21 protein-coding genes are annotated in these 25,038 nt (G+C 68.4%); 20 read left to right on the top strand and 1 reads right to left on the bottom strand.

The genetic code is table 11. The features are described from left to right. Window positions 1-56 precede the first annotated feature (56 nt). Complete coding sequence (locus tag AC07V5_RS27965) at window positions 57-1,910, bottom strand: protein kinase domain-containing protein (protein WP_495118887.1); 1,854 nt, start codon at window positions 1,908-1,910, stop codon at window positions 57-59. A 208-nt stretch (window positions 1,911-2,118) separates the two neighbouring features. Between AC07V5_RS27965 and tssA the strand changes: the two genes are divergently transcribed. The 20 genes from tssA to AC07V5_RS27865 all read left to right on the top strand — a co-directional run bounded on the left by tssA (window position 2,119) and on the right by AC07V5_RS27865 (window position 24,884). Next, window positions 2,119-3,216, top strand: a complete 1,098-nt coding sequence (gene tssA / locus AC07V5_RS27960; RefSeq protein WP_495118886.1) for a type VI secretion system protein TssA — start codon at window positions 2,119-2,121, stop codon at window positions 3,214-3,216. Between the two features lie 104 nt (window positions 3,217-3,320). Continuing rightward, entirely contained in the window at window positions 3,321-3,815 is a 495-nt protein-coding gene (tssB, locus tag AC07V5_RS27955; protein ID WP_457394438.1) for a type VI secretion system contractile sheath small subunit, read from the top strand. Between the two features lie 53 nt (window positions 3,816-3,868). Continuing rightward, window positions 3,869-5,362, top strand: coding sequence for a type VI secretion system contractile sheath large subunit (gene tssC / locus AC07V5_RS27950; protein ID WP_495118885.1), 1,494 nt, complete (start codon window positions 3,869-3,871; stop codon window positions 5,360-5,362). A gap of 103 nt (window positions 5,363-5,465) precedes the next feature. Next, on the top strand, window positions 5,466-5,966 hold the full coding sequence (locus AC07V5_RS27945) for an Hcp family type VI secretion system effector (RefSeq protein WP_495118884.1): 501 nt from the start codon (window positions 5,466-5,468) through the stop codon (window positions 5,964-5,966). Between the two features lie 159 nt (window positions 5,967-6,125). Then, window positions 6,126-6,692, top strand: coding sequence for a hypothetical protein (locus AC07V5_RS27940; RefSeq protein ID WP_495118883.1), 567 nt, complete (start codon window positions 6,126-6,128; stop codon window positions 6,690-6,692). A 16-nt stretch (window positions 6,693-6,708) separates the two neighbouring features. After that, a complete protein-coding gene (locus AC07V5_RS27935) occupies window positions 6,709-7,560 on the top strand; it encodes an Hcp family type VI secretion system effector (protein WP_495118882.1) in 852 nt (283 codons plus the stop codon). A 165-nt stretch (window positions 7,561-7,725) separates the two neighbouring features. Further along, the gene (locus AC07V5_RS27930) at window positions 7,726-8,301 is read left to right on the top strand and encodes a double zinc ribbon domain-containing protein (protein WP_495118881.1); all 576 of its coding nucleotides are present in this window, start codon (window positions 7,726-7,728) and stop codon (window positions 8,299-8,301) included. Further along, window positions 8,291-9,133, top strand: coding sequence for a type VI secretion system accessory protein TagJ (locus tag AC07V5_RS27925; RefSeq protein ID WP_495118880.1), 843 nt, complete (start codon window positions 8,291-8,293; stop codon window positions 9,131-9,133). Before AC07V5_RS27930 ends, AC07V5_RS27925 begins: the two co-directional genes overlap by 11 nt. After that, entirely contained in the window at window positions 9,133-9,669 is a 537-nt protein-coding gene (gene tssE / locus AC07V5_RS27920) for a type VI secretion system baseplate subunit TssE (RefSeq protein ID WP_495118879.1), read from the top strand. Before AC07V5_RS27925 ends, tssE begins: the two co-directional genes overlap by 1 nt. Window positions 9,670-9,733: 64 nt before the next feature. After that, window positions 9,734-10,087, top strand: coding sequence for a hypothetical protein (locus AC07V5_RS27915; protein WP_495118878.1), 354 nt, complete (start codon window positions 9,734-9,736; stop codon window positions 10,085-10,087). Window positions 10,088-10,155: 68 nt separating this feature from the next. Next, window positions 10,156-12,030: a type VI secretion system baseplate subunit TssF gene (tssF, locus tag AC07V5_RS27910; RefSeq protein WP_495118877.1), complete on the top strand. Its 1,875-nt coding sequence runs from the start codon at window positions 10,156-10,158 to the stop codon at window positions 12,028-12,030. Further along, window positions 12,027-13,103, top strand: coding sequence for a type VI secretion system baseplate subunit TssG (tssG, locus tag AC07V5_RS27905; RefSeq protein ID WP_495118876.1), 1,077 nt, complete (start codon window positions 12,027-12,029; stop codon window positions 13,101-13,103). Before tssF ends, tssG begins: the two co-directional genes overlap by 4 nt. A 54-nt stretch (window positions 13,104-13,157) precedes the next feature. Next, complete coding sequence (tssH, locus tag AC07V5_RS27900; protein ID WP_495118875.1) at window positions 13,158-15,833, top strand: type VI secretion system ATPase TssH; 2,676 nt, start codon at window positions 13,158-13,160, stop codon at window positions 15,831-15,833. A gap of 27 nt (window positions 15,834-15,860) precedes the next feature. Beyond that, window positions 15,861-18,632, top strand: coding sequence for a type VI secretion system Vgr family protein (locus tag AC07V5_RS27895; RefSeq protein WP_495118874.1), 2,772 nt, complete (start codon window positions 15,861-15,863; stop codon window positions 18,630-18,632). Window positions 18,633-18,695: 63 nt separating this feature from the next. Then, window positions 18,696-19,235 carry a DUF4123 domain-containing protein gene (locus AC07V5_RS27890; RefSeq protein WP_495118873.1) on the top strand — a complete coding sequence of 180 codons (540 nt, stop codon included), beginning with the start codon at window positions 18,696-18,698 and terminating at the stop codon, window positions 19,233-19,235. 4 nt (window positions 19,236-19,239) lie between these two features. Beyond that, window positions 19,240-21,006, top strand: a complete 1,767-nt coding sequence (locus AC07V5_RS27885) for a hypothetical protein (RefSeq protein WP_495118872.1) — start codon at window positions 19,240-19,242, stop codon at window positions 21,004-21,006. After that, window positions 21,006-21,824: a hypothetical protein gene (locus AC07V5_RS27880; RefSeq protein WP_495118871.1), complete on the top strand. Its 819-nt coding sequence runs from the start codon at window positions 21,006-21,008 to the stop codon at window positions 21,822-21,824. Before AC07V5_RS27885 ends, AC07V5_RS27880 begins: the two co-directional genes overlap by 1 nt. A gap of 59 nt (window positions 21,825-21,883) precedes the next feature. Continuing rightward, window positions 21,884-23,698, top strand: coding sequence for a type VI secretion system-associated FHA domain protein TagH (gene tagH / locus AC07V5_RS27875; protein ID WP_495118870.1), 1,815 nt, complete (start codon window positions 21,884-21,886; stop codon window positions 23,696-23,698). Window positions 23,699-23,708: 10 nt separating this feature from the next. Next, window positions 23,709-24,458, top strand: coding sequence for a PP2C family protein-serine/threonine phosphatase (locus tag AC07V5_RS27870; RefSeq protein ID WP_495118869.1), 750 nt, complete (start codon window positions 23,709-23,711; stop codon window positions 24,456-24,458). A 72-nt stretch (window positions 24,459-24,530) separates the two neighbouring features. After that, window positions 24,531-24,884, top strand: coding sequence for an energy transducer TonB (locus AC07V5_RS27865; RefSeq protein ID WP_495118868.1), 354 nt, complete (start codon window positions 24,531-24,533; stop codon window positions 24,882-24,884). Window positions 24,885-25,038: the final 154 nt, after the last annotated feature.

Here is a 25,038-nt window from a genome sequence, read left to right as displayed (position 1 = left end):
GTAACCGCGATGTCGGCCGGGTTCCACCAACGGGGCACCCGCTTGACGTGGGCCTGCTATTTCACGGCTTCGACGCTGAAGACCGCCGCGCCGTACTCGGCCGCGCAGTTGGCGTGGCCGCAGTCCGGCTGGCCCAGCAGCCAGCTCGCCACGCCGGGCGACGCCCCGCCCGCAGGCCCCTGGGCCGGCAGCGACAGGAAGCCATAGGTCGCGTCCTTCTCCGTGGACCAGGGCTTGAAGCTGCGCGGCTCGGCGGTGACCAGCACGAAGAAATGCTCGGCGCCCGGCGGGTCGCTGGCCTTGAGCGGCCAGTTGGCGCCGGGCAGGCGCAGGGTTTCGTTGGCGCCGATGTGGTTGTTCTTGGCGCGGTCGTTGGGGTAGAGCTGGATGAGGCTGCCGTCGGGGCCTGCCAGCAGCACATAGACATAGCCCTCGCGCGAGGCGTTGACGCTGAAGCGCAGGTCATCGCGGTCGATGCGCAGCTGGGTGCGCTCGGCCTGGGCCTGCACGTCGAAGCCTTCGCTGTGCCGCGCCACGAGCTGCCGGAACTGGCTCAGCAGATCGCGTGGCACCGGTTCGGCCTGGGCGGGCGGGACTGCGGCAGCGGAAGCGGGAACAGCCGTCGCCACAGGCGCAGCGGCGACGGGCTCCACCGGCGCGGGCGCGTGGGTGGCGAACCAGGCAGCGGCGCCGGCGGCCACCAGCCCGGCCACGCCTAGCCCGGCGAAGAGGGGCATTCGGCTGGCACCGGGGCGGGCGGCGGTACCGGCCGGTGGCGACGCGGCCGGCGCCTGGATCAGCGTTGCCATCTGGCCCGGCTTGGGCGTGTAGTGGCCCGCCAGGCCCAGGTCCTCGCGGAACTCGGTCATGGACTGGGTGCGCTGCTCGGGCAGCACCTGCAGTGCGCGGTCGACGGCCTTCAGCAAGCGGTCGCTGTAGCGGCCCTGGGCCAGCTGGGCCAGGGGTTGGTAGTCGTCCTTGACGATGCGCCCGACACTGGGCGGTGGCGTGCGGCCCGTGATGGCGCAGTAGACGACAGCCGCCAGCGCGTAGACGTCGGTCCAGGGGCCCTGCTTCATGCTGGGCACCTCGGCGTACTGCTCGATGGGCGCGTAGCCGGGCTTGAGGATGACGGTCAGCGCCTGCGTCATGTCGCCGATGACGCGGCGCGCGGCGCCGAAGTCCAGCAGCAGCGGGCGGCCGCTGCCGGCCACCAGGATGACGTTGTCGGGCGCGATGTCGCGGTGGTAGCAGTGCTCGCCGTGCAGCACGAGCAGGGCCTCGGTCAGCGACGCCAGCATCTCCATCAGCCAGGCTTCGCCGGGTGGCTCGGGCATGGCCTTGAGCGTCTCCTTCAGCGTCTTGCCCTCGATGAAGGGCATGACCATGAAGGCCGTGCCGTTGGCCTCCCAGAAGCGGTAGACCTTGACGAGGGACGGGTGGTCGAACTGGGCCAGCAGCTTCGCCTCGTTGATGAAGCTCTTCAGGCCGGCCTCGAAGGTGTCGCGGTGGCGCTCCGAGCGCACGCGCACCTGGGAGGCGTCGCCGCGCAGGGCCAGCGCGGCGGGCATGTATTCCTTCAGCGCCACCGTGCGCTCCAGCGCGTGGTCGCGGGCCAGGTAGACGATGCCGAAGCCGCCTTCGCCCAGCACGCGGATGACCTCGAACTCGGCCTGCCGGCTGCCCACGGGCAGGGCATTGCCGCCCTCATCACGATCCACGCGCGCGGGCGGCGGCGCGGGCGGCGGCCCGGGCGTTGGCTCGGAGGAAATGGCGGGCGGGCCGCTCATGATCGTGGGCGCGTCCTCGAAGGGCACCGGCGCGGCAGCGGCACCGGCGCCAGTCGGCCGGATGATGGTCGCGTCGCTGTCGTCGCCGGAATCGGGAGGTGTGGAGGCAGGAGGGTTCATCGTGCAGACGTGGCGGCGGGCGCTTTCGGCACGTTTTGCGCGCGCCCAAGACACTGAGTGTCACCGCGCGCCATTCCGTTCCCGGCCACGTCGCCCGAACCGCCGCCCAGGGAACTAAGCGCCCACCCCGGTTACTTAACGCCGGAGCCCTCGTCTGCCGCCAACCCGGCAGGCGGCGGCCAGTCCCTCAGCGCCCTTTCGGAACCCCATGGACACGACTCCCTTTGATGAGCCGCTCGACCCTGCGCTGTCGCTCAGCCACCCGGCGCTGGCGCCCTGGCTGGTGGGCGTTTCAGAGGACGATGTCTGCGGCCCTGACCTGGAATACGACAACGACTTCCTGGCCCTGACCCAGGCGGCCGCGGGCAAACCCGAAACCCAGTTCGCCGCCGCCGAGCCGCCCGACTGGCGGGCCGTGTTCAGCCAGGCGGAAGACCTCAACGGCCGCAGCCGCGACCTGCGCATCGCCAACCTGTGGCTGCGCGCCCGCCTGCGCCTCGAAGGCTTTGCAACGCTGGCGCCGGGCCTGCGCCTGTTCGAACAACTGCTGACGCGCTGGTGGGACGAGCTCCACCCCCGCCCCGAAGACGGCGACGCCTTCGCCCGCGTCAATGTGCTGAACGAGCTGGGCAGCCTGGACACGACGCTGGGCGATGTGCGCGCCAGCCTGGTGCTGAACGACCGGAGCTTCGGCCAGATCAGCGTGCGCGACATCGAGATCGCGATGGGCGACCTGACGGCACGCGACGACGAGTCGGTGCCCTCGCGCGGCCAGATCGAAAGCATGCTGGCCGACGCGGTGGCCGACAACCCGCAGGTCAACACCCAGGCGACCGACGCCATCGCCGCGCTGGACGCGCTGACCGAATGCCTGTCCGCCCGCCTGGGCTATGGCGAGCTGCCCGACTTCACCGCGCTGCGAACCATGCTGGACAGCGTGGCGACCCTGTCCCCGCGCCCGGTCAGCATCGACGCCGACTCGGACGACCTGGCCGGCATGCTCAACGACCTGGGCATCGACGACAGCAGCAGCGCCGACGGCTCGCCCGCGCCGGCCCGCCGCAGCCGTGGTGGCGGCGGTGGTGGCCTGGGCGCCATCGAGAGCCGCGCCGACGCTGTGCGCGCCATCGACCTCGTCTGCGCCTATCTCGAGAAGAACGAGCCCACCAATCCGGCCGCCGATCTGCTGCGCCGGGCCCAGCGCCTGATCGACCGCAACTTTCTGCAGCTCGTACGAGAGTTTGCCCCCGAGGCCGTCGGCGAGGTGGCTCGTATGCTGGGCGTTGACCCGGACAGCCTGCAGTAGTCGCAATGGAGGCATCAATGTCGTCTTCATCAATACGCCTATCCCGCAGCGTCCGTGGCGCACTGCCTTTGAACCCCTGAATTCCGTCCGCAAGGAGCATTGACATGAGCAAGAGCAGCCAGAAATTCATCGCCCGCAATCGGGCCCCGCGGGTGCAGATCGAATACGACGTGGAGCTCTACGGCGCCGAGAAGAAGGTGCAGCTGCCCTTCGTGATGGGCGTGATGGCCGACCTGTCCGGCAAGCCCGAGGACCCCCTGCCCCCGGTGGCAGACCGCAAGTTCCTCGAGATCGACGTCGACAACTTCGACTCGCGCATGAAGTCCATGAAGCCGCGCGTGGCCTTCCAGGTGGAAAACACGCTGACGGGCGAAGGCAACCTGCCGGTGGACATCACGTTCGAGAGCATGGACGACTTCTCGCCGGCCGCCGTGGCGCGCAAGGTCGAAGGCCTGAACAAGCTGCTCGAGGCCCGCCAGCAACTGTCCAACCTCATCACCTACATGGACGGCAAGAGCGGCGCCGGCGACCTCATCGCCAAGGTGCTGGCCGACCCGACGCTGCTGAAGACGCTGACCGACGCGCCTAAAGCCGAATGACTGGCGCCTGACGCCGCATCCACAAGATCCCTGAAACGACCGGAGTTTCAAACATGACCCAAGCGGAACAGTCAGCATCAGCCCTGACGGGCGTGACCTTCGAAGGCAATGACTTCGCGGCACTGCTGAACAAGGAATTCAAGCCCAAGACCGAAGAGGCGCGCGGCGCCGTGGCGCAGGCGGTGCAGACGCTGGCGCAACAGGCGCTGAGCAACACGACGCTGCTCAGCGACGACGCCGTCAAGACCATCGAGGCCATGATCGCGGCCATTGACAGCAAGCTCACCGAGCAGGTCAACCTGATCATGCACCACGAGGACTTCCAGAAGCTGGAGTCCGCCTGGCGCGGCCTGCACTACCTCGTCAACAACACCGAGACCGACGAGCAGCTCAAGATCCGCGTGATGAACGTGTCCAAGACCGATCTTGGCAAGACGCTCAAGCGCTTCAAGGGCACGGCCTGGGACCAGTCCCCGCTGTTCAAGCGCCTCTACGAAGAAGAGTACGGCCAGTTCGGTGGCGAGCCCTACGGCTGCCTGGTGGGCGACTACCACTTCGACCACACGCCGCCCGACGTCGAGCTGCTGGGCGAGCTGTCCAAGATCGCCGCCGCCGCGCACGCCCCCTTCGTGACCGGCGCCGCACCCAGCGTCATGCAGATGGAGAGCTGGCAGGAACTCGCCAACCCGCGCGACCTGACCAAGATCTTCACGACGCCCGAGTACGCCGCCTGGCGCTCGCTGCGTGAGTCCGACGACGCGCGTTACTTGGCCCTGTGCATGCCGCGCTTCCTGTCGCGCGTGCCCTACGGCGCCAAGACCGCGCCGGTCGACGAATTCGCCTTCGAGGAAGACACCGAAGGCGCCGACCACAGCAAGTACACCTGGTCCAACGCGGCTTACGCGATGGCGGTGAACATCAACAGCTCGTTCAAGCAGTACGGCTGGTGCTCGCGCATCCGCGGCATCGAATCCGGCGGCGCGGTGACGGGCCTGCCCACACACACCTTCCCGACCGACGACGGCGGCGTGGACATGAAGTGCCCGACCGAGATCGCCATCTCGGACCGCCGCGAAGCCGAGCTGAGCAAGAACGGTTTCCTGTCGATGGTGCACCGCAAGAACAGCGACTTCGCGGCCTTCATCAGCGGCCAGTCGCTGCAAAAGCCCGCCGAGTACGACGACGCCGACGCGACCGCCAACGCCGCGCTGGCCGCCCGCCTGCCTTATCTGTTCGCCTGCAACCGCTTCGCCCACTACCTGAAGTGCATCGTGCGCGACAAGGTCGGCTCGTTCAAGTCACGCGACGCGATGGAAGACTGGCTCAACGCCTGGATCCTGAACTACGTCGACGGCGACCCGATGAACTCGTCGGAAGAGACCAAGGCCAGCCGCCCGCTCGCGGCCGCCCAGGTCGAGGTGTCGGAAGTGGAAGGCGCACCCGGCTACTACCAGTCCAAGTTCTACCTGAAGCCCCATTACCAGCTCGAAGGCCTGACCGTGTCTTTGCGCCTGGTCTCCAAGCTGCCGTCCGAAAAGTCGGCCTGAGGAAAAACCGGTCGGAGGGCCTGCCCGGCGCGGGAGCAGGGCGGCCTCTCCAGTCACCATCAACACAACCCGCGCACTCTGAACCCCCACAGGAGATATCACCATGGCAGTCAATGCATTCCTCACTTTCTTCGACAAGGCTGATGGCGAGTCCATCCAGAAGGGCAAGGAGAAGTGGATCGAGATCCAGGGCTGGGACTGGGAAGTCGAGGCCGAGACCAGCTGGACCAAGGGCGGCGGCGCCTCCGTCGGCAAGCCCAATCCCGGCAAGATGAACTGGGAGCACTACTTCGACACCTCGTCGACGGTCATCATGGGCTACATCTGTACCGGCAAGGCCTTCCCCAAGGTCGAGCTGCAGATGATGAAGACCACGGGCAGCGCCACGCCCGAGACCTACTTCACGATGACGATGGAAGGCTGCTTCATCACCAAGGTGCAGATGAACGGCACCGAGGAAGGCTCCGTCCAGCAGAAGGTCGAGATGGTCTTCAAGACCGTCAAGATCGAATACAAGCCGCAGGACAACAAGAGCGGCAAGCTCGGCGCAGCCAAGATCTACAACTGGGACATCCCGGCCGGTACCGCTTCGCCGTCTGCCTGATCGCATGACGCGCGTCCCGTTCGAGTACGCCTTCCGGGCCGCGCGCCGGGCCGCCCCAAGCCGGCCCGCGTTGGCGATGTGCCTGCCAGTCGATCTGGCAAGTATCGCCGTCCCCTCGGGGCACGGGCTGGCGTACTCGGCGGACGAGGGGTCCACAGGATGAGCCGTTCCAACATCTTCATGCAGCTCATCACCGTCGCAGGGCCGGTGGTGGGTGAAGGGTTGCTCGAGGGCTGGGAAGGCTCGATCGAGATCCTGGAGTTCGACTGGGGCATGCATGCCCTGAAGAGCACCAAGAAAAAGCCGACGACGCTCGCCGAGCGCGCCGCCGCCGCCGCCAATGCTGCGGGTTCGCTGCTCGGCCTGGGCAGCACGGTCACGATGAAGATGGAACCGCTGACCTTCAAGAAGCGGTTCGACGTCGGCTCGTCGCTGATGCACTCCTGCCTGGACAACCACATCCCCGTGATCAGTGCGTCGCTCACGCTGCTCAACATCAAGCAGCAGGGCCGGCTCATCCACCAGCCGGGTCTGGTGCTGGCGGCCACCAACGGCTACTTCGAAAGCTGCTCGCTGGAGATACGGGACGACGGCATCTCCAAGGAAGTGATCGAGAGCTGGGTGCTGAACTTCAAGAGCATCAAGCTTGCCTACATGAAGACGATGGGCAAGGACAACCTGCCCACGGCACCGTTCTTCTACACGGTCCCCTCCGGCGACCTCTAAAACCGACAGGCAAGACATGGGCGCCGATGCCGACATCTTCATGATCCTGCTGCGACCGACCCGCGTGCCGGTGGTGGGCGAGTCCGTGTCCCACCTCTTCCAGGGGCAGGTGCTGATCGAATCCATGAAATGGAATCTGCACAACGAGGAAGAGCGCAAGAACGCTCAAGCGGCGAGCAGCGACTTCGAGGAGTCGAGAGAGCTGGCCGACACTCAAAAAAGCGCTGAGCTCAAGCGCCGGCATCTCAGTTCGGACTATGAGAAAGCAGATAGGGCCATCAACAAGGCTTTCCGCAAGGGCGGGGGCTCAAGCAAGGATCCTGAGGCGGCCCACAAAGCCTATGTCAGCGACCGCGAAAAGCTCTGGGAAGACTACAAGAAGTCGTTGAACGCCGTCGGCAAGAAGGCCGAAAAGACCACGGAGTTGCTCGAAGGGGACGCGAAGCGCGATGCGGATCGCAATGCGGCTTACGCCGCAGCGGATCGCAACCGCAATTTCGAAATCACCTTTACGAAGCGGGTCGACCTCTCCAGCACGCAAATGCTGAATTCGATGAAGGCCGGCGACATCTTTCCTTCGGGCACCCTCACCATCCACAAGCGCTCGGCCACCGCGGCGGACGGCACCTCGCTGGTGTTCACCATCCAGAAGATCCGCCTGCTGGACTACAAGCTGGTGGTCTCGGTGTCGGACCTGATGACCGAGATGATGGAAGAGTGGACCTGCGAGTTCGCCTCGCTGGCCTATGTCTACAAGAATCCGCCCTCGCACTACTCGCACGGCAACGCAGTCCAGGGCGCGGCCAAGACGGCCTCGCAGGGCACCATGCGTGCCTTCACCATGAAGAACATCGGCTCGCCGATATGAAGCCCCTCGCCCGCCACGGCCACGCTGAACGCGGGCCACGCCAGTCGGTCCCCCGAGGGGACGGCGATGCTTGCGGCATCGAGCCGCAAGCACATCGCCAGACGGGCCGGCTTGGGAGCGGCCCGGCGCTCGGCCCGAAAGACCTGCTGTGCCTGGACTACTGATATGTCTCTGACCAACTACCGCGATGTCAGCACGTCCATGAGCGACGTGTCGGCCGGCTTCCAGTTCGAGTTCTTCTGCGAGAAGTGCGGCGAGACGTCGCGCTCGGCCTTCAAGCCGTACCGCAAGGGCCAGATCACCGGCTGGCTGAGCCGCTTCGCCTTCATGTTCTACGACCTGAACAAGGCCAGCCGCGCCACCGGCGCCTTTGCCGAGGCGGGCGGCGGCAGCGCCAAGGCCGAGGCTCTGGCCGAAGCCAGGGCGGCTGCTGCGTCGCTCTACGAGCGCTGCGAAAGCTGCCGCAAATGGGCGGGCCGCGAGTGCTGGAACAGCAGTACCGGCACCTGCCGGGAATGCGCCACGAAGGCAGCCACCGGCTCCGGCGGCGGCAGCACCGACGGCTACGGCGCGTCGGGCGGTGGCTCGACCTGCCCCAACTGCCAGACGGCCAGCCAGGGCGGCCGCTTCTGCCACGAATGCGGCTTCGACATGGCCAGCACGCACAAGAGCTGCCCGGCCTGCGGCGTCACCCTCTCGCGGCAAGCCCGCTTCTGTACTGACTGCGGCCATGGCTTCTGATCTCACTCCTCAACAAGCTGCCGAAGAGGCCATTCGCGCCGGCGACCCCCGCGCCGCACTGGCCAAGCTGACCGAAGCCGTGCGCGCCAAGCCGGCCGACCCCAAGCTGCGCACCTTCATGTCGCAGCTGCTCAGCGTGCTGGGCCAGTGGGAGCGCGCCCACACCCAGCTCAATGTCGTCGCCGAGATGGACAAGCTCGCCATCCCCATGCGCGAGACCGTCGGCCACGCCATCCGCTGCGAGCTGCTGCGCGCCGAGGTGTTTGCCGGCAAGCGCACGCCCGTCGTCTTCGGCCAGCCCGAGGCTTGGGTGGCGCAGCTGATCGAATCCCTCAGGCAACAGGGCGAAGGCAATAGCGAGCTCGCGGCCGACCTGGCAGCCAAGGCCTTCGAAGCCGCACCCGCCAGCGCTGGCAGCATCGACGACCAGCGCTTCGAGTGGCTGGCCGATGCGGATTCCCGGCTGGGCCCTGTGCTCGAGGTCTGCCTGAACGGCCACTACACCTGGGTGCCGTTCAAGCATCTGGCCAAGATCCATTTCGACGCGCCCGAAGACCTGCGTGACTGCGTCTGGACGCCGGCTCAACTCAGCTTCACCAACGGCGGCAACAGCGTCGCCTTGGTGCCCACGCGCTACCCCGGCTCGGAGAAGAGCACCGACGGCCTGATCAACCTGGCGCGCAAGACCGAGTGGCAGGCGCTGCCCGGTGAGGACCGCTTTGCCGGCCTCGGCCAGCGCGTGCTCACCAGCGACATCGGCGACCATGACCTGATGGCCATCCGCGAAATCATCTTCGACGCCGGCGAGGCCGTGCCTACCGAGGCGAGCTGATGGCCGGGCTTGGCGCCCAGGACCGCCTCCAGCCTTCGCTGCTGGACCGGCTCACCGACAACGATCCCGGCTCCAAGGTCGAGGCCCTGGAAGCCCGCGTGCTCAACCGCAAGCAGCTGCGCGACGCGGTGCTGCGAGACCTGTCATGGTTGTTCAACGCCGTCTGCGAAGAACCCGACCCGCGCTGGCACCCGGACCGCGAGCGCGTGGCGCTGTGGGAGAGCGTGCCTTACGCGCGCGACTCGGTGCTCAACTTCGGCATCCTGCCGCTGACGGGCCAGGCTTTCTCGGTGCACAACTTCCCCGTCATCGAAGCCCAGGTACGCCAATCCATCATCCGCTTCGAGCCGCGCCTGGACCCGACGACGGTCGAGGTCCGCATCGTCAACGAAATGGGCACCGGGCTGCGCCCCACCAGCCTGCGCCTGACCGTCAAGGGCCAGATGTGGAACCAGCCTGTGCCGCTGGAGCTGGTGCTCAGCGCGGACGTGGACGTCGACACCGGCCAGGCCGCCGTGCGCGACATGCGAGCCTGACGCGTGGGGGAACCGCCCCTGTTTGACGGTTACTCAGCCCTGGCATCGCCAATCGGAGGTTCGCATGCACCGCAAGATCAAGGACGGCACGGTCGAGCTGAAAACCGCTGACGGCAAGGACAGAAGCGCCACCGAAGACAAGGACAAAAAGGGTCCGCACTACGCCGCCCCCGTCAAGAAGTCGCCGCCAAAGGCCAAAGCCGATGTGGACCTGCTCGAGTTCCCCAAAGTGCACGTCGAGTCGCCCGACACGCCCATCGGGTCGGAAGGCAACCTGTCCCTGAAGAGCGCGGACGTCATGTTCCAGAAAGAGGACGTGCTCAAGTACGAGAACAACGGCAAGTTCAAGATCAAGATGACGCTCAAGGTCACCGCGATAACCGGCCCGAGCAAGTACAAAATCAAGCGCCTGACCTGACCGGCCACCGCCGGCGCGGGCCAGCCACACAACCAGGGGTGCCCGGCGCCCGATGATGCGCCTCGCCCATGGATCCCCGCCTCCTCCGCTACTACAACCAGGAACTGCGCTACCTCCGCGAGATGGGTGGCGAGTTCGCGCGCGAGTTCCCCAAGATCGCCGGCCGCCTGGGCATGGAAGGCCTGGAAGTGGCCGACCCCTATGTCGAGCGCCTGCTCGAAGGCGCTGCCTTCCTGGCTGCGCGCGTGCAGCTCAAGCAGGACGCCGAGTTCCCCCAGCTCGCCCAGCGGCTGCTGGACATGGTCAGCCCCAACCTCGGCGCGCCGCTGCCGTCGATGCTGGTGGCCCAGCTCGCGCCGGGCAACGATCCCAACCTGCTGTCCGGCTTCACGCTGCCGCGCGGTAGCGCGCTGCTGGGGCCGCGCACGGCGCTCGGTCCCACGCGTTGCGAGTTCCGCACCGCCCAGCCCGTCACGCTGACGCCCATCAAGGTCGCGCAGGTCGAATACTTCCTCAGCGCCACTGACATCCCGCTGAGCAGCCTGCCGCTGCGCGACCGCCCCAAGAGCGGCGTGCGGGTCAAGCTGGAACTGCCAACGGGCATGCGTTTCGCGCAGCTGCCGCTGAACAGCCTGCGCTTCTTCATGGGCGGGCTGCAGGACGTCGCGCTCAAGCTGCACGAGCTGCTGACCTGCCGCTGCGTGGGCGTGCTGGCCAGCGCCGGCGCTGCGGGATCGGCGCCACCCCAGCGCGTCTTCCTCGGGCCCAACCATGTGCGGCCGGTCGGCATGGCCGACGACGAGGCCATGCTGCCCGTCACGCTGCGCGGCCTGTCCGGTACGCGGCTGATGCAGGAGTATTTCGCCTTCCCGCAGCGCTTCCTGTTCGTGGACGTGGCCGGCCTGGCCCAGGCCTTCGCGCGTGCCCCAGGCAACAGCTTCGAGCTGGTCTTCCTGTTCGACCGGCATGACCCGTCCATGGAAGGCAGCGGCGAGCCGGCCAACTTCGCGCTCAACTGCGTGCCGGCGGTCAACCTCTTCGAGCGCCGCGCCGAGCGCATCACGGTGGACGACAGCAGCACCGCTTTCCAGGTCATCCCCGACCGGCTGGCGGGCACCGATTTCGAGGTCTTCGACGTCGCCAAGGTCACCGGCTTCTCCGGCGACACCGACGAGCTGGATTTCCTGCCGCTCTTCGACGTCCCGCATGCCGACCCGGCCGGTGCCGCCGGCTTCTTCAGCTGCCAGCGCGAGCCCCGTCTCGTCAGCGAAAAGGGCAAGCGGGAGGGGCCGCGCTCGGCCTATGTCGGCTCCGAGGTCTTCCTGTCGCTGGTGGACCTGCAGCGCGCGCCCTACCGCCGTGAGCTGCGCCAGCTCAGCGCCCAGATCCGTTGCACCAACCGCGACCTGCCGCTGTTCATGCCCACCGGCGGCGGCGAGTCGGCACTGACGCTGGAAACCCGCGCGCCGGTGCAGGGCATCAGCATCGTGGCCGGGCCGTCGCGCCCGATCAGTGCGGCGCGCGAAGGGCCGCTGGCCTGGCGGCTGCTGTCGCTGCTGTCGCTGAACTACCTGTCGCTGATGAACGAAGACCCCCAGCGCGGCGCCCTGGCGCTGCGCGAACTGGTGGGGGTGTTCGCGCAAGGCGCCGCGCCGGCGCTGCAGCGCCAGATCGAGGGCCTGCGCGACGTGCGCGTGATTCCCGTCGTGCGCCGCCACCCGGCGCCGGGCCCCATCGCCTTCGGTCGCGGCATGGAAGTGCAGCTCACCGTGGACGAACTCTCCTTCGAGGGCGGCAGCGCGGCATTGCTCGGCTCGGTGCTGCACCACTATTTCAGCCGCCACGCGTCGATGAACAGCTTTGTGCAGACCTTGCTGGTGTCGCGCACGCGGGGCGACCTCAAGCGCTGGGCACCACTCAGCGGCTCCCGGGCCCTGCTGTGAAACAAGCCCCCGACGCCGACGAAGCGGCGGCCCTGCTCCAGGCGCTGACGCAGCGGCCCGGGCGCTTCGACCTCTTCCAGGCCCTGCGCCGCATCGAGGCGGCCCACGCCAACAAGCCCCGGCTGGGCGACGCGCTGCGCCCGGGAGACGAGCCCATCCGTTTCAGCGGTGAGCCGGCGCTGAACTTTCCGCCCGGGCCGATTTCCCGGCTCGAGGCCAACCCCCATGGCCCGCCGCGCCTGGTGCAACGCGTCATCGGCCTGTTCGGCCCCAACGGCGCCCTGCCCACCCACCTGACCGAGTACGCGCGCGAGCGCCTGCTGCACCACGGCGACCGCAGCTTCTCGGCCTTCGTGGACATGCTGCTGCATCGCTTCGGCCTGCTGTTCTACCGGTCCTGGGCGCGAGCCAACCCGATCGTCAGCATGGACCGGGGCCGGGAAGCGCCCATCGTCAGGCATGTCGGGGCTCTGATCGGCCTGGCCGAACCCTCGCAGCGCGAGCGCGACGCGTCGGGCGACTTCCCCAAGCTGTTCTTCGTCGGCCGGCTGGCACGCTCGGTGCGGGATGCCGACGGGCTGCAGTCCTGGATCGCGCTGCGCTTCGGCGTGCCGGTGCAGGTGCAGCAGTTCTGCGGCCACTGGATGGCGCTGGACCCCGACGAACGCACCCGGGTCGGCCGCCACGCCAGCCCCGGCATGGCCCTGGGCCACGGTGCGCTGCTGGGCAGCCGGGTCTGGGACGTGCAGCACAAGTTCCGCATCGTCATCGGCCCGCTGAAATGGCCGGACTTCGAGTCCTTCCTGCCCCAGGGCCAGCGGCTCGAAGCCCTGCAGGCCATGGTCAGGCAGTTCGTCGGCTTCGAGTTCGAATGGGACGTGCAACTGCGGCTGAAGCCCGCCGAAGTGCCAGCCTGGCCCCTGGGCCGCCAGCCCGGCATCGGCAAACTGGGCCGCAGCGCCTGGCTCAACAGCAAGCGGCAGCGTGCCCGGGCAGACCAGCTCATCATGAACGTCGAGAGCATCTGCCGTGCGCCTTTGAAGGCTTCGCTGGCCCCCGCGCACCTCGATTGAAGACGCAGCGGAACTGAAGGCGCTCCTCTGCCACCAAGCACTGAGGAGATCCTTATGACCGATATCAGCCGTCAAGCCTTGTTCGGCAAGCTCAACCCGCTGGCCTACAAATCCATCGAGGGCGCCACCGTCTTCTGCAAGCTCAGGGGCAACCCCTATGTGGAGCTGGTGCACTGGATCACCCAGCTGCTGGAGAACAACGAATCCGACGTGAGCGCCATCGTGCGCCACTACGGGCTGGACGCCGCCGCGCTGGCGCGCGACGTGACGACGGCGCTGGACCGGCTGCCTCGCGGCTCCACGGCCATCAGCGACTTCTCCGAGCACATCACCCACGCCATCCAGCAGGGCTGGGTCTACTCGACCTTGATGTACGGCGACGCCCAGGTGCGCAGCGGCCACCTGCTGCTGGCGCTGCTGAGCACGCGCACGCTGCGCGACGCCCTGGTGGGCATCTCGCGCCAGTTCGAGAAGATCAAGGCCGACGACCTGGCCGACAAGCTGCAAAGCCTCGTCGGCAAGACCGGCGAAGCGGGCCTGGGTGCCACCGACGGCAGCGCGCTGAACTCCGGCCAGCCCGGCCAGGCCGAGGGCGCGATGGCACCCGCCGCCATGGGCCGCCAGGAGGCGCTGAAGAAGTTCACCGTCGACCTGACCGAGAAGGCGCGCAAGGGCGAGATCGACCCCGTGACCGGCCGCGACGACGAGATCCGCCAGATCGTCGACATCCTGATGCGCCGCCGCCAGAACAACCCGCTGCTGACCGGCGAGGCCGGCGTCGGCAAGACGGCCGTGGTGGAAGGCTTCGCGCTGCGCCTGGCGCGCGGCGACGTGCCGCCGCCGCTGCAGGGCGTGACGCTGCTGACGCTGGACATCGGCCTGCTGCAGGCCGGCGCCTCCATGAAGGGCGAGTTCGAGCAGCGCCTGCGTCAGGTCATCGACGAGGTGCAGGGCAGCCCCACGCCCATCATCCTGTTCATCGACGAGATCCACACCCTCGTTGGCGCCGGTGGCGCAGCCGGCACGGGCGACGCCGCCAACCTGCTGAAGCCCGCCCTGGCGCGCGGCAACCTGCGCACCGTGGGCGCCACCACCTGGGCCGAGTACAAGAAGTACATCGAGAAGGACCCGGCCCTGACTCGCCGCTTCCAGACCGTGCAGGTCGAGGAGCCCGACGAGAAGAAGGCCATCCTGATGCTGCGCGGCGTGGCCACCGTGCTGGAGAAGCACCACCAGGTGCAGTTGCTCGACGAAGCCATCGAGGCCGCCGTCAAGCTGTCGCACCGCTACATCCCGGCCCGCCAGCTGCCCGACAAGGCCGTCAGCCTGCTCGACACGGCCTGCGCCCGCGTGGCCGTCAGCCAGCACGCGATGCCGGCCGAGGTGGAGGACTGCAAGCGCCGCATCGAGTCGCTGGAGATCGAGCAAGGGATCATCGGCCGCGAGGCCCAGGTGGGCGTGCACATCGGGGACCGCGGCACCACGGTCGAAGAGTCACTGGCCAAGGAACGCGCTCGCCTCGCCACGCTGGAAACGCGCTGGCAGCAAGAGAAGGACGTCGTCGCCAAGATCCTGGAGCTGCGCGCCAAGCTGCGTGGTGACGGTCAACCGGTCGACGAGGCTGCGTCTTCTGCACCCGGCCGCGACGCACTGCTGGCAGACATGCACGCCACCAAGGCCCAGCTCGCCGAGCTGCAGGGCGACCACCCGCTGATCCTGCCCTCGGTGGACGCCCAGGCCGTGGCCAGCGTCGTCGCCGACTGGACGGGCATCCCCGTGGGCCGCATGGTCAAGAACGAGCTGGAAGCCGTGCTGCGCCTGGGCGCCACGCTGGGCCAGCGCGTCATCGGCCAGCAGCACGGCCTGGACATGATCGCCCGCCGCATCCAGACCTCGCGCGCCAAGCTCGACAACCCGAACAAGCCCATCGGCGTGTTCATGCTGTGCGGCACCTCGGGTGTGGGCAAGACCGAGACGGCGCTGGCGCTGGCCGAGTCGCTGTACGGCGGCGAGCAGAACGTCATCACCATCAACATGAGCGAGTACCAGGAGTCGCACACCGTCTCCACGCTCAAGGGCGCGCCTCCGGGCTATGTGGGCTACGGCGAGGGCGGCGTGCTGACCGAGGCCGTGCGCCGCCGGCCCTACAGCGTCGTGCTGCTGGACGAGGTGGAGAAGGCCCACTCCGACGTGCACGAGCTCTTCTTCCAGGTCTTCGACAAGGGCTGGATGGAGGACGGCGAAGGCCGCATGATCGACTTCAAGAACACCATCATCCTGCTGACCAGCAATGTGGGTTCCGAGCTCATCATGAACATGTGCCGCGACCCCGAGCTGCTGCCCGACCCCGAGTCGCTGGCCATGGCGATGACCGAGCCGCTGCAGAAGGTGTTCCCGCCGGCGCTGCTGGGCCGCATCGTGACCATCCCCTATTACCCGCTGAGCGACGAGATGCTGGCGCGCATCGTGCGCCTGCAGCTGGGCCGCATCGTCAAGCGCGTGGCCGAGAACCATCGCATCCCGTTCGAGTACAGCGACGAGGCGGTGGAGCTCATCGTCAAGCGCTGCAACAACGCCGAGTCGGGCGGCCGCATCATCGACGCCATCCTGACGAACACGGTGCTGCCCAAGGTGTCCATCGAGTACCTGTCGCGCACCGCCTCGGGCCAGCCGCTGCAGCGCGTCAGCCTGGGTGTGGCGGACGGCGACTTCAGCTATGCCTTCGACTGACACCACCATGCATGAGGAGTCGCGGGCATGAGCAATGTGTTGTCGATCAAGACGGAACTCGACAAGGGCCTCGGCCCCCCGAAGTTCCTGGCGCTGAGTGTCGACGGCAGGGAGCGCCTGAGCACCTTGCCGGAGTACACCATCGAGGTGGTCGGCAATGCGTCCGTGCTCACCGGCCGTGAGTACATCGACCTGCACGACCTGATCGGCACGCTGGCCAAGGTCACGCTCGACGAACTCGGCACCAAGCGCTACATCAATGGCCAGGTGATCCGGGCGATTCGCGGCGAGCGCCACGGGCGCTACGACGCCTACACCCTCATGCTGCGGCCGTGGCTGTGGTTCGCCACCCGCGGCAAGAACTCGCGGGTGTTCCAGAAGAAGACGGCGCAGAAGATCATCATCGAGGTGCTCCAGCCCTACGAGGGCGCCATCAAATGGAAGCTGGCGGAGGATCTGCCGACGCTGGAGTACTGCGTGCAGTACGAGGAGAGCGATTTCGACTTCGTCAGCCGCCTCCTTGAAGACCACGGCATCTATTACTTCTTCGAGCACGCAGAAGCCACGCACACGCTCGTGCTGGTCGACGCCATGAGCAAGCACAACCCGCCTCCGACCGAGAGCGTGAAGAGCGTGGGCTGGTCGAACAAGTTTGACGGCCAGGACCGCATGACCCAGTGGCATTCGCTGGAAGAGGCCCGCGCGGCCAAGGCCGTGGTGCGTGACTACGACTACCTGGCATCGGCCACCGAGATCGAGGCCAAGGCGTCGGGCTCCGGGGTCGCCAGCGGCAAGATCGGCGAGATCTATGAGTTTCCCGCCAAGGCGGTGCTCAACCAGGCCGTCGACGACAGCCAGCCGTCATCCCCGGCCGCCAAGGCCGCCGCCAAGCGGCTCATCGAGGCGGCGCAGTCGATGTACCAGTTGCATTCCGGCGAATGCAATGCACACCACATGACTTGCGGTGCGCTCTTCAAGCTCGAGGATGCGCCGCTGCCCAGCGACAACGCCGAGTACCTCATCGTTGCCTCCGAGTTCCATGCCGAATACGGTGACCACGAGGCCATCGCGGACCTCGGCGCCATCAAGCGCAATCGAGACGGTTTCGTCGGCACCATCGAGGCGCTGAATGCCAAGTTCGGGTTGTTCCGACCGCAGCGCAGCACACCGCGCCCGCGCATGTACGGGCCGCAGATTGCGACCGTGGTGGGCGCCTCCGGCAATGAGATCGACACCGACAAGCACGGCCGCATCAAGATCCAGTTCCCCTGGGACCGCGAGGGCAAGAAGGACGCGAACAGCTCTTGCTGGGTGCGCGTGGCCACGCCCTGGGCGGGCGAGAAGATGGGCCTGTGGATGCTGCCGCGCGTCGGCCACGAGGTGGTGGTGAGCTTCATCGGCGGCGACCCGGATCGCCCGCTGGTGACCGGCTCGGTGCACAACGACGCCAACCCGCCGCCCTACGACCTGCCCGACCATGCGGACGTGGCGACCTGGATCAGCCACTCCACCAAGGGCGGCGCTGCCGACGCGCACAACGAATTGCGCTTCTGCGATGCCAAGGACAAGGAGCATGTCTGGTTCCAGGCCCAGAAGGACAGCTACCGCTACGTCAAGGGCGACACCTTCGACCACCTGGAGATGAACGAGACCAAGAAGGTCAAGCTCACGCGCAAGGAGGTCATCGGCGAGAACTGGTACGTCAACGTCACCAAGGACGTGATGCACGAGTTGGGCAAGGACCTGCACACCAAGGTGGCCGGTGACATCTTCACCACGGGCGGCGCCACCTGGCAGATCATGCTGACCAAGGACTACGGCCTCAAGGTCGGTGCCGACGCCGGCATCGACGTCACCGGCAAGACCGCGCTCAAGTCCGGCGGCGACGTCAACGTGCAGAGCGACGGCAAGATCAACCTCAAGGCCACCGGCAACCTCGTCGGCGAGGCGACCGGCAAGGTGTCGCTCAAGTCCGCCGCCGACGTGCTGGTACAGGGCCTCAACATCAAGGCCAAGGGCGGCGCGGAGATCGTGCTGGAGGCCACCGCCGGCATCAAGATCGTCTGCGGCGCGTCCGTCATCACCTTGGGGCCGGCCGGCGTCACCATCGATGGCCCGCTGGTCAAGGTGAACTGCGGCGGCGGCGGCGGCTCGGCAGGCGCAGCGGAGTCAGCCGCAGCGGCGGAGCCCAAGGAGGTTGCCGAGGCCTTGTTCCAGGAAGAGCTCCAGCCCGCCAAGGCCGAGGACTACGACAAGCTGCTCGCCGATCCGCTGGTGCCCGCGGAGAAGGCTGTTGGCGGCCCTGCGGCTGTCGCCATCGTCACGCCCGACACCTCGGCGGCGGAAGCCCTGAAGAAGGCCGGCGAACAAGCCGCCTTGAAGGCTGCAAACGCCGCAGCGGCCAAGGCCGCCAACCTGAAAATGGCAGCGGCGGCCCTCGTCGCCGGTGCCGCCGCGGCGGCCGGTGCCGCGGCCGGCGGCATGGCCGCGACCGCGATCCAGAAGGAAGTTGACGATCCCGACAACAAGTTCGGCGGCTTCCTGGACGACGTGCAGGACATCATCGAGACCAAGACTGCCGAGGGGCTCGCGATCGAAGCGCCCATCGAAGGGGCGCTCGACGTCGCCAACGATCTGGCGGCGTCTGGCGAGCTGCTGGACAAGGGCTTGGGCAGCGTCAAGGAGGCCCTGAAAGAGGGGCTCAAGCACGGGGATGACGTGAAAATCGGTCTCGACGAGGACATCTCCAACGCCAAGACGGCGATCGACATCGGCAAAGACCTGCTGGGCGGCAGCTGACCGCATGAGCCTCGTCCGGCCGCCCCATGGGGCTGACTCTCGCTCGGCAGAACAGGTGCGCCCATGAGTGCGGCCTTCAGCCTGCCCCAACTCGAAGCTGCCCTCTGGGCGGTGGACGGCGCGCGCGTGCATGCCGTCATCGACGGCCGCGTGGTGCCGGGGCTGCCGGCCCGGCTGGCGCAAGGCAACGCCGACTGGGACTGCCTGCGGCGTGGGGCCCTGCCGCCCGCACAGGCCGCGCAGGCCGCCTACATCGCCGAGCTGGCCCCCGACAGCGCCTTGTTGCGCTGGCTGATCGACGAAGCCACCACCGCCTTCACCGGCTGGGGCGTGCTGATGCGCTCCAACCGCCCGCTGCTGACCATGCGCGAGCTCGCGCGTGACCTCGGCGAAGTGCGCCTGCCCAACGGCGACCGCCGCCCGTGGGCCTGGTGGGACCCGGAGCTGCTGGAGAACTTCCTGCCTGGCTGCAGCCACTCGCAGCGTGACCAGGTTTTCGCGGCTGGCCAGTCGATGGTGGCGCTGAAACCGTCGAGCTGGGTCTGGTGGGCGCAGGCCGACGGCGTCCTGCAACGCGACGAGCGCACCGTCCAGCCGAAGTGAATCCATGCTGAACCTCACCGCACAGCAGCTCGAGCTGGTCGATCAATTGCAGGCACGCCGTGATGCCGCCTCACTCGTGCAACTGCTGGGCGAGGCCTGGCCGGCGGTGGCCGAGCGCCTGCAGGACCGCTGGCCGGCTTTCGTCGAAGCGGCCTTGCAACGCGCGCTGCAACTGGGCCTCAAACAGGCCGTCGAGCAGGCGCGCTTTGCCAGCCTGTGCTGCCTGTGGGGTGCCGGCTTCGAAACCCGCAAGGGCTTCGAATGGGCAGCCGCCATCTGCGCCGACACCAAGCTGCGCCCCACCGTCGCGCTGCATCAGCTGAGCCACCGCTCACGTGAGGAGCTGGTGCGCCGCCACGCCAAGGCCGCCCCCGCGACCACCGTCGACGCCCTCACCCCCGCCACCTTCGACCAGGCCCTGGCCGCCGTCGAAGCCGGCCTGGCCCGCGTGCTGCTGGGGCGGTCCGTCTATCTCGACCTGCCGCTGCCGCCGGTTCCCAAGGCCTGCGATCTCGGCAGCGTGAGCTTCGCCGTCATCGAACCCAAGCTGCTGCAGGCCTATGCCGCGGTGGAGGACCGCTGGGATCGGGTCGACCTGCCACCCTGGGCGCCCAAGCCTCACACGCTGACCTCGCCGCCACCGCAGGCCCTGCTGCTGCCCGTGCTGAGCCGCGCCGTGGGCGCCGGCGCCAGCGCCCGGCTGCAGCTCGTGGTGCAGCAGCTCGCGACCTGCAACGCCAAGCTGCATCCGGAAGTCGTGCATCACAGCGCCGCCGGCCGCCTGCAGTGGCACGGGCCCGATACCGCCCGGCTCAGCCTGACGCTGCACGCCCCCGCGACACCTCCGCCCGACTCCAAGCTCGGGCCGGGCGGCATCGGCCACGGCGAGCCGCCGGACGCGCAGCGCGTGGCCGTGGCCAGCTGCGGCATCCGCGACGCGGGCGCGCCGCTGGGCAGCCTGGACATCGGCCTGCAGGTGCACGCCGCCACGCAGTGCTTGCTCAAGATCCGCCACGGCGCCTTGATGGCTCAGTCCTGGCCCGATGCCGAACTCACGCTGGCGCCGCCCGCCAAGACGATCTGCCGGCTGGAAGCAGACGGCGAGGAGCAGCCGACGCCGGTGTGGCTCAAGGACTGGAAGGGCCTGCAGCCGATGACCCGCAGCGGGCTCGAGAAGCTGTTCAATGCCTGGGCGCGCCAGATGGACGGCACCACCGGGCGCCTGGAAGGCGAGGCCGCGCCGCTGGTGGGCAAGGCGGCGGTGACCTGGGGTTGGCAGCACGGCGACGATGACCAAATCGCAGTGCGACTGCAAGGCGCCATCGACTTCGCCGCGCTGATGCTCGACCTGCGCCTCTCCGGTGAAGTGGAGTGGGCCGGCAGCCGCGCCCGCGTCGGCGCGCGCGCCCAGGGCCAGACCGAGTGGCGCATGACGCTGGATCAGCGCGGCGCCACGGCGGCCGAGGGCCACGGCCTGGCCCACGCCAAATGCGTGTGGCGCCATCCCTTCGTGCTGAGCGTGGACGCCATCGCCACCGGCGACCCGGCCCTGCTGTCGGCCGGCCCGCTGGACGAGTCGCTGCGCGGTGCGGTGGTGGGCGAGTGCGGCCTGCGCGAACGGCCCGACGGCCGCGGCAGCCAGTGGTTCTACCGTCTGGCCATCGAGCCCGTGAACGTCATGCTGCTGCGCCACAACCCTCAAGGCGGTACGCAGCGTCAGCGGCGCGAGCTGCTACCCGCGCTGACGCTGGTCGACTGGAGTGCCGGCTGATGGACCGCCTCATGTGCCTCCATGTGCAGACCAGTGGCGAACCCGTCGAGGCGCTGGTCAACGGCGTGCCGGTGCTGAGCCTGCCGGCCGGCGTCGGCAGCCAGTCGGTGACGGTGCACGAATACCTGCAGAACGGCAGCAACCGCATCAGCCTGGTCATCGCACCGCCCCCCATCGCCCAGGCCGTGGCCGCACCCAACGCGCCGGCCCAGCCGCGCCTGGCATCGCGGCCGGCCCAGGCGCGTGCCCGCCTGGTGCTGCTACGCCTGGGCAAGAGCCTGGCGGACGAAGCGGTGCGCGTGCTCGCCGAGGTGAACTGGGCGGTGGAGGAAGGCGCCAGCTTTGAGGCGCCGACGACCCAGCACCAGGACCTGGAGCTGCCGGTCGGCTTCCCGCGCTGGCGCTGGCTGGATGCTCCGGTGCTCAATCCCGGCCCGCAGGACCGCCAGACCGTGCTGGCGCTGATCCAGCGCATCGCCTTCGACCTGTCGCGCGGCAACCCCGACAGCCTGCTCACCGCCTGCCGCCTGCGGCTGGAGGAGGTGGACCAGGCCTACCAACGCCCGGCCGGCCAGGGTGCGGCTGCCTTGCGCGAGCAGGTGCAGCAGCTATGGCAGGCCGGCGCGCTCGCGACGCTGGAGCCTCCCACGGCCGAGACGCTGCTGCTACGCCTATCGGCCGGCGGGCGGTTGCTGGAATGCCTCAATCCGCTGGGCACCCCGGTGCTCGGCACCCAGAACGATGATGCAACGATCGGCAACATGGCCTGGGCCCTGCGGCTGACGCTGATCGACGGCAAGGTTTATGTGCTGAGATGAGCACCAACCCGTTTTGCAGGGGTCGTCGCCGGCGCATGCCGCGCTGAGAATCGCTCACCATGATTCGCCTCAACGTCACCACCTTCAACGGCGCGCCCGTGAGCCAGCCGCTGTCCGCCCAGTTCGACGAACTCGGCGGGGACATCGGCCGTGCGGACACCAACCAGCTGGTGCTTCCCGACCCCGAGCGCACCATCTCTCGCGTGCATGCCCGCGTGCTGTTCCGCGCCGCCAGCGGCTTCGGCATCGTCGACCAGGGCAGCAACGCCATCAGCGTGAATGGCGTCCAGCTCGGCAAGGGCCGCGAAGCCGCCATCAAGCCCGGCGACCAGATCCAGATCGGCGGCTACGTCCTCACCGTCGAAGCCGGCAGCCCCACCGGCGCAGCGGCCGACCCCTTCGCCGACTTCTTCGGCATGGCACCGGCCACAGCCCTCACCCAGCCCGGCATCCGCCGCGATGTGGCGGCCGCCGACCCGCTGGGCCTGTTCGGCGGCACCAATCCCCCCATGCCGCGCGCACCCGCACCCGCATCGTTCAACGCACCGCCACCACCGCCTGCCGCGATGGGCGGCATCCCCGCCGACTGGGACCCCTTCGCACCCGCGGCCGCGCCCAGGCAGGCGGCCGCCCCCCAAGCTTCGGCCGGCGCACGCGCCCTTGGCCTGGACCTGGGCGCCGGCGCGCCCGCGCCGCTGATCCCCGACCTGCCCGGTGCCAGCAGCGGCCGCGGCGCGGGTGGCGATTCGCTGGACATGCTGTTCGGCCTGGGCGCGCCCTCGCCGGCCAGCAACAACCCGCTGGCCCAGTCCCTGCTCGGCGAGGCTGTCGCCCAGCCGAACATGGCCGGCCATGCCGACCCCATGCAGGCGCTGGGCATGCTGCCCGCCGCAGCCGGCCAGGCGCTGCCCGACACGGCCTCGGAGCTGAACCGGCCCTTCCTTCCTCCGAACGCGCCGGTCAGCGCCCCGCCATCGTCGCGCTCCTCCGCCCAGCATCCCCGCCCCTCGGCCGCCTCCATGGCCGCGCTGAACGCGCTCGACCCGTCCGGCACGCTGTCGGGCGCCGTCGTGTCCTGGAACGACAGCGCCGGCGAGGGCCGCACCATCATCCGCGCCGGCAAGAAGGCCGAGGCTCCTGCGCCGGTCACCATCGCGCAGACTGTTGCCCCGGTCATTGCCCCGGTTGCAGCAGCGCCAGCGCCCTTGATGCCGCCGCCGGCCCCTGTTGCAGCCTCCGCGGCGCCAACGGCACCAGTCGCCAGCGCTGTGCCGGCCGACCAGGCCGCCCTACTGGCCGCCTTCCGCGAAGGCCTGGGAATTCCCAACCTGCCCGCCAGCGGCCTGACGCCCGAGTTCATGCGGCTGCTGGGCCAGCTCGTGCACGAGTCGGCCCGCGGCACGGTGGACCTGCTGGTCGCCCGCGCCGCGCTGAAGCGCGAGGTGCGCGCCGAGGCGACCATGATCGTTGCCAAGGAAAACAACCCGCTGAAGTTCTCGCCCACGGCCGAGGTGGCGCTGGGCCATCTGCTGGGCCCATCGGTGCGCGGCTTCATCCCCCCGCAGCAGGCCATGCGCGACGCCTTCGACGACCTGCGCGCCCACCAGCTCGCGTTCCTGGCCGGCATGCGCGCCGCGCTGGAAGGCCTGCTGCAGCGCTTCGACCCCGCCTCGCTGGAGTCGCGGCTGACGCAGAAGTCGGTGCTGTCCAGCCTGCTGCCGGCCGCGCGCAAGGCCCAGCTGTGGTCGGTGTTCCAGCAGGAATACCAGCAGATCGCCGGCGAACTGTCGGATGACTTCCACCAGGTCTTCGGGCGCGAGTTCCTGCGCGCCTATGAAGCGCAACTCGACGCGCTGAACTCAGAACAACGCTAGAAGGAGCCCTGTGCAAATCGAGCTCGCATTGATGTCGGAACAGGGCGGCCGCGACTACAACGAGGACGCCTGCGGCCATTGGCATTCCGAGCGCTACCTCTGCTGCGTGCTGGCCGATGGCGCCGGTGGCCATGGCGGCGGCGACATCGCGTCCAAGCTCGCCGTGAGCCATGTGCTGCAGGGCTATGCCAGCCTGCCCGCCCACCACCCGCAGGCGCTGGAAGCCCTGCTGGCGGACACCAACCGCGCCCTGCTCGCGCAGCGCGCGGCCAACCCGCAGCTGCGCAACATGCATTCCACGGTGGTCGTGCTGTCCATCGACCTGCAGGAGCGCACCGCGCTGTGGGGCCACTGTGGCGACTCGCGCTTCTATGCCTTCCGCGACGGCCGCCTGGCCCAGCGCACCCGCGACCACAGCCTGGTGCAGTCCCTCATCGACGGCGGCATGCTCGACGAAGCCGGCGCCCGCGTGCACCCCAAGCGCAGCGAGCTCTACTCGGCGCTGGGCACCCAGGGCGAGGACCTGCACATCAGCGTCGCGCCCGAGCCCTGGCCGCTGGAAGGCCGCGAGGCCCTGATGCTGTGCACAGACGGCCTGTGGGAATGGGTGACCGACGAGGAGATCGCCGTCGCCCTGTCCTTCGCGCCGGAACCGCAGTCCTGGCTGAACGACCTGGGCCAGCGCGTTCGGCTGGCCGCGGCCAACAAGCCCAACCACGACAACTACACCGCCTTGGCGTTGTGGTTAGGGAACGATTGAGCCTGAGCGCTCAGTCGCCATTGAAAACAACAAAGCCGTCGAGGGCGGCTTTTCTCCTCATGGAGGGACGCGATGCGTGGCCTGGCTCTGCTTAGTTGCGGTTTGGCAATCCTTCTAGCGGGCTGCGCCACGAAGCTCGCACGGGCGCCGGTGCTGCCTGAACCTCCCCACCAGCTTCTGAGTGCCGAGTGCGCCGCGCTGGGGCAATTCGACTACAACATCCCACCGCCCAAAATCAACCCGCACCCCTATGGCTGGGGGCTGGTGCGCTACGACGTCGAGGGCGGTGTGATCACCAAGGCGGAGATCGTGGCGTCCAGCCCCCAGGGGCTGTTTGATGCCGAGACCATCGCCAATGTCAAGAGGCAGCGCTATCCGTCCCTGGGCACAGCACAGGGTTGTCTGTGGTTCCATAAATGGGAGTGATGGCGGCGCTGCCATAGGCCCCTGAACTTGCGCTCCTGATGGCAAACGCAATCATCAATCGCGGTGCCAGCACCCGCGTACGCTGCAGCTGGAGCGATCTCGCAAACCCAGTCGTGCTCAAGAACCAGCAGAAGCCTTGCCTGCAGGGCAGCTG

The organism is Roseateles sp. GW821-FHT02E12, assembly GCF_059421665.1.
The sequence above is the reverse complement of the archived record's forward strand: the minus strand, read 5'-3'. Positions and strand labels throughout refer to the sequence as shown.

Excerpts from the sequence above, each read along its gene's own strand:
- AC07V5_RS27965 (WP_495118887.1), bottom strand. The coding sequence starts at position 1,910 with ATGAACCCTCCTGCCTCCACACCTCCCGATTCCGGCGACGACAGCGAC.
- tssA (WP_495118886.1), top strand. The coding sequence starts at position 2,119 with ATGGACACGACTCCCTTTGATGAGCCGCTCGACCCTGCGCTGTCGCTC.
- tssB (WP_457394438.1), top strand. The coding sequence starts at position 3,321 with ATGAGCAAGAGCAGCCAGAAATTCATCGCCCGCAATCGGGCCCCGCGG.
- tssC (WP_495118885.1), top strand. The coding sequence starts at position 3,869 with ATGACCCAAGCGGAACAGTCAGCATCAGCCCTGACGGGCGTGACCTTC.
- AC07V5_RS27945 (WP_495118884.1), top strand. The coding sequence starts at position 5,466 with ATGGCAGTCAATGCATTCCTCACTTTCTTCGACAAGGCTGATGGCGAG.
- AC07V5_RS27940 (WP_495118883.1), top strand. The coding sequence starts at position 6,126 with ATGAGCCGTTCCAACATCTTCATGCAGCTCATCACCGTCGCAGGGCCG.
- AC07V5_RS27935 (WP_495118882.1), top strand. The coding sequence starts at position 6,709 with ATGGGCGCCGATGCCGACATCTTCATGATCCTGCTGCGACCGACCCGC.
- AC07V5_RS27930 (WP_495118881.1), top strand. The coding sequence starts at position 7,726 with ATGTCTCTGACCAACTACCGCGATGTCAGCACGTCCATGAGCGACGTG.
- AC07V5_RS27925 (WP_495118880.1), top strand. The coding sequence starts at position 8,291 with ATGGCTTCTGATCTCACTCCTCAACAAGCTGCCGAAGAGGCCATTCGC.
- tssE (WP_495118879.1), top strand. The coding sequence starts at position 9,133 with ATGGCCGGGCTTGGCGCCCAGGACCGCCTCCAGCCTTCGCTGCTGGAC.
- AC07V5_RS27915 (WP_495118878.1), top strand. The coding sequence starts at position 9,734 with ATGCACCGCAAGATCAAGGACGGCACGGTCGAGCTGAAAACCGCTGAC.
- tssF (WP_495118877.1), top strand. The coding sequence starts at position 10,156 with ATGGATCCCCGCCTCCTCCGCTACTACAACCAGGAACTGCGCTACCTC.
- tssH (WP_495118875.1), top strand. The coding sequence starts at position 13,158 with ATGACCGATATCAGCCGTCAAGCCTTGTTCGGCAAGCTCAACCCGCTG.
- AC07V5_RS27895 (WP_495118874.1), top strand. The coding sequence starts at position 15,861 with ATGAGCAATGTGTTGTCGATCAAGACGGAACTCGACAAGGGCCTCGGC.
- AC07V5_RS27890 (WP_495118873.1), top strand. The coding sequence starts at position 18,696 with ATGAGTGCGGCCTTCAGCCTGCCCCAACTCGAAGCTGCCCTCTGGGCG.
- AC07V5_RS27885 (WP_495118872.1), top strand. The coding sequence starts at position 19,240 with ATGCTGAACCTCACCGCACAGCAGCTCGAGCTGGTCGATCAATTGCAG.
- AC07V5_RS27880 (WP_495118871.1), top strand. The coding sequence starts at position 21,006 with ATGGACCGCCTCATGTGCCTCCATGTGCAGACCAGTGGCGAACCCGTC.
- tagH (WP_495118870.1), top strand. The coding sequence starts at position 21,884 with ATGATTCGCCTCAACGTCACCACCTTCAACGGCGCGCCCGTGAGCCAG.
- AC07V5_RS27865 (WP_495118868.1), top strand. The coding sequence starts at position 24,531 with ATGCGTGGCCTGGCTCTGCTTAGTTGCGGTTTGGCAATCCTTCTAGCG.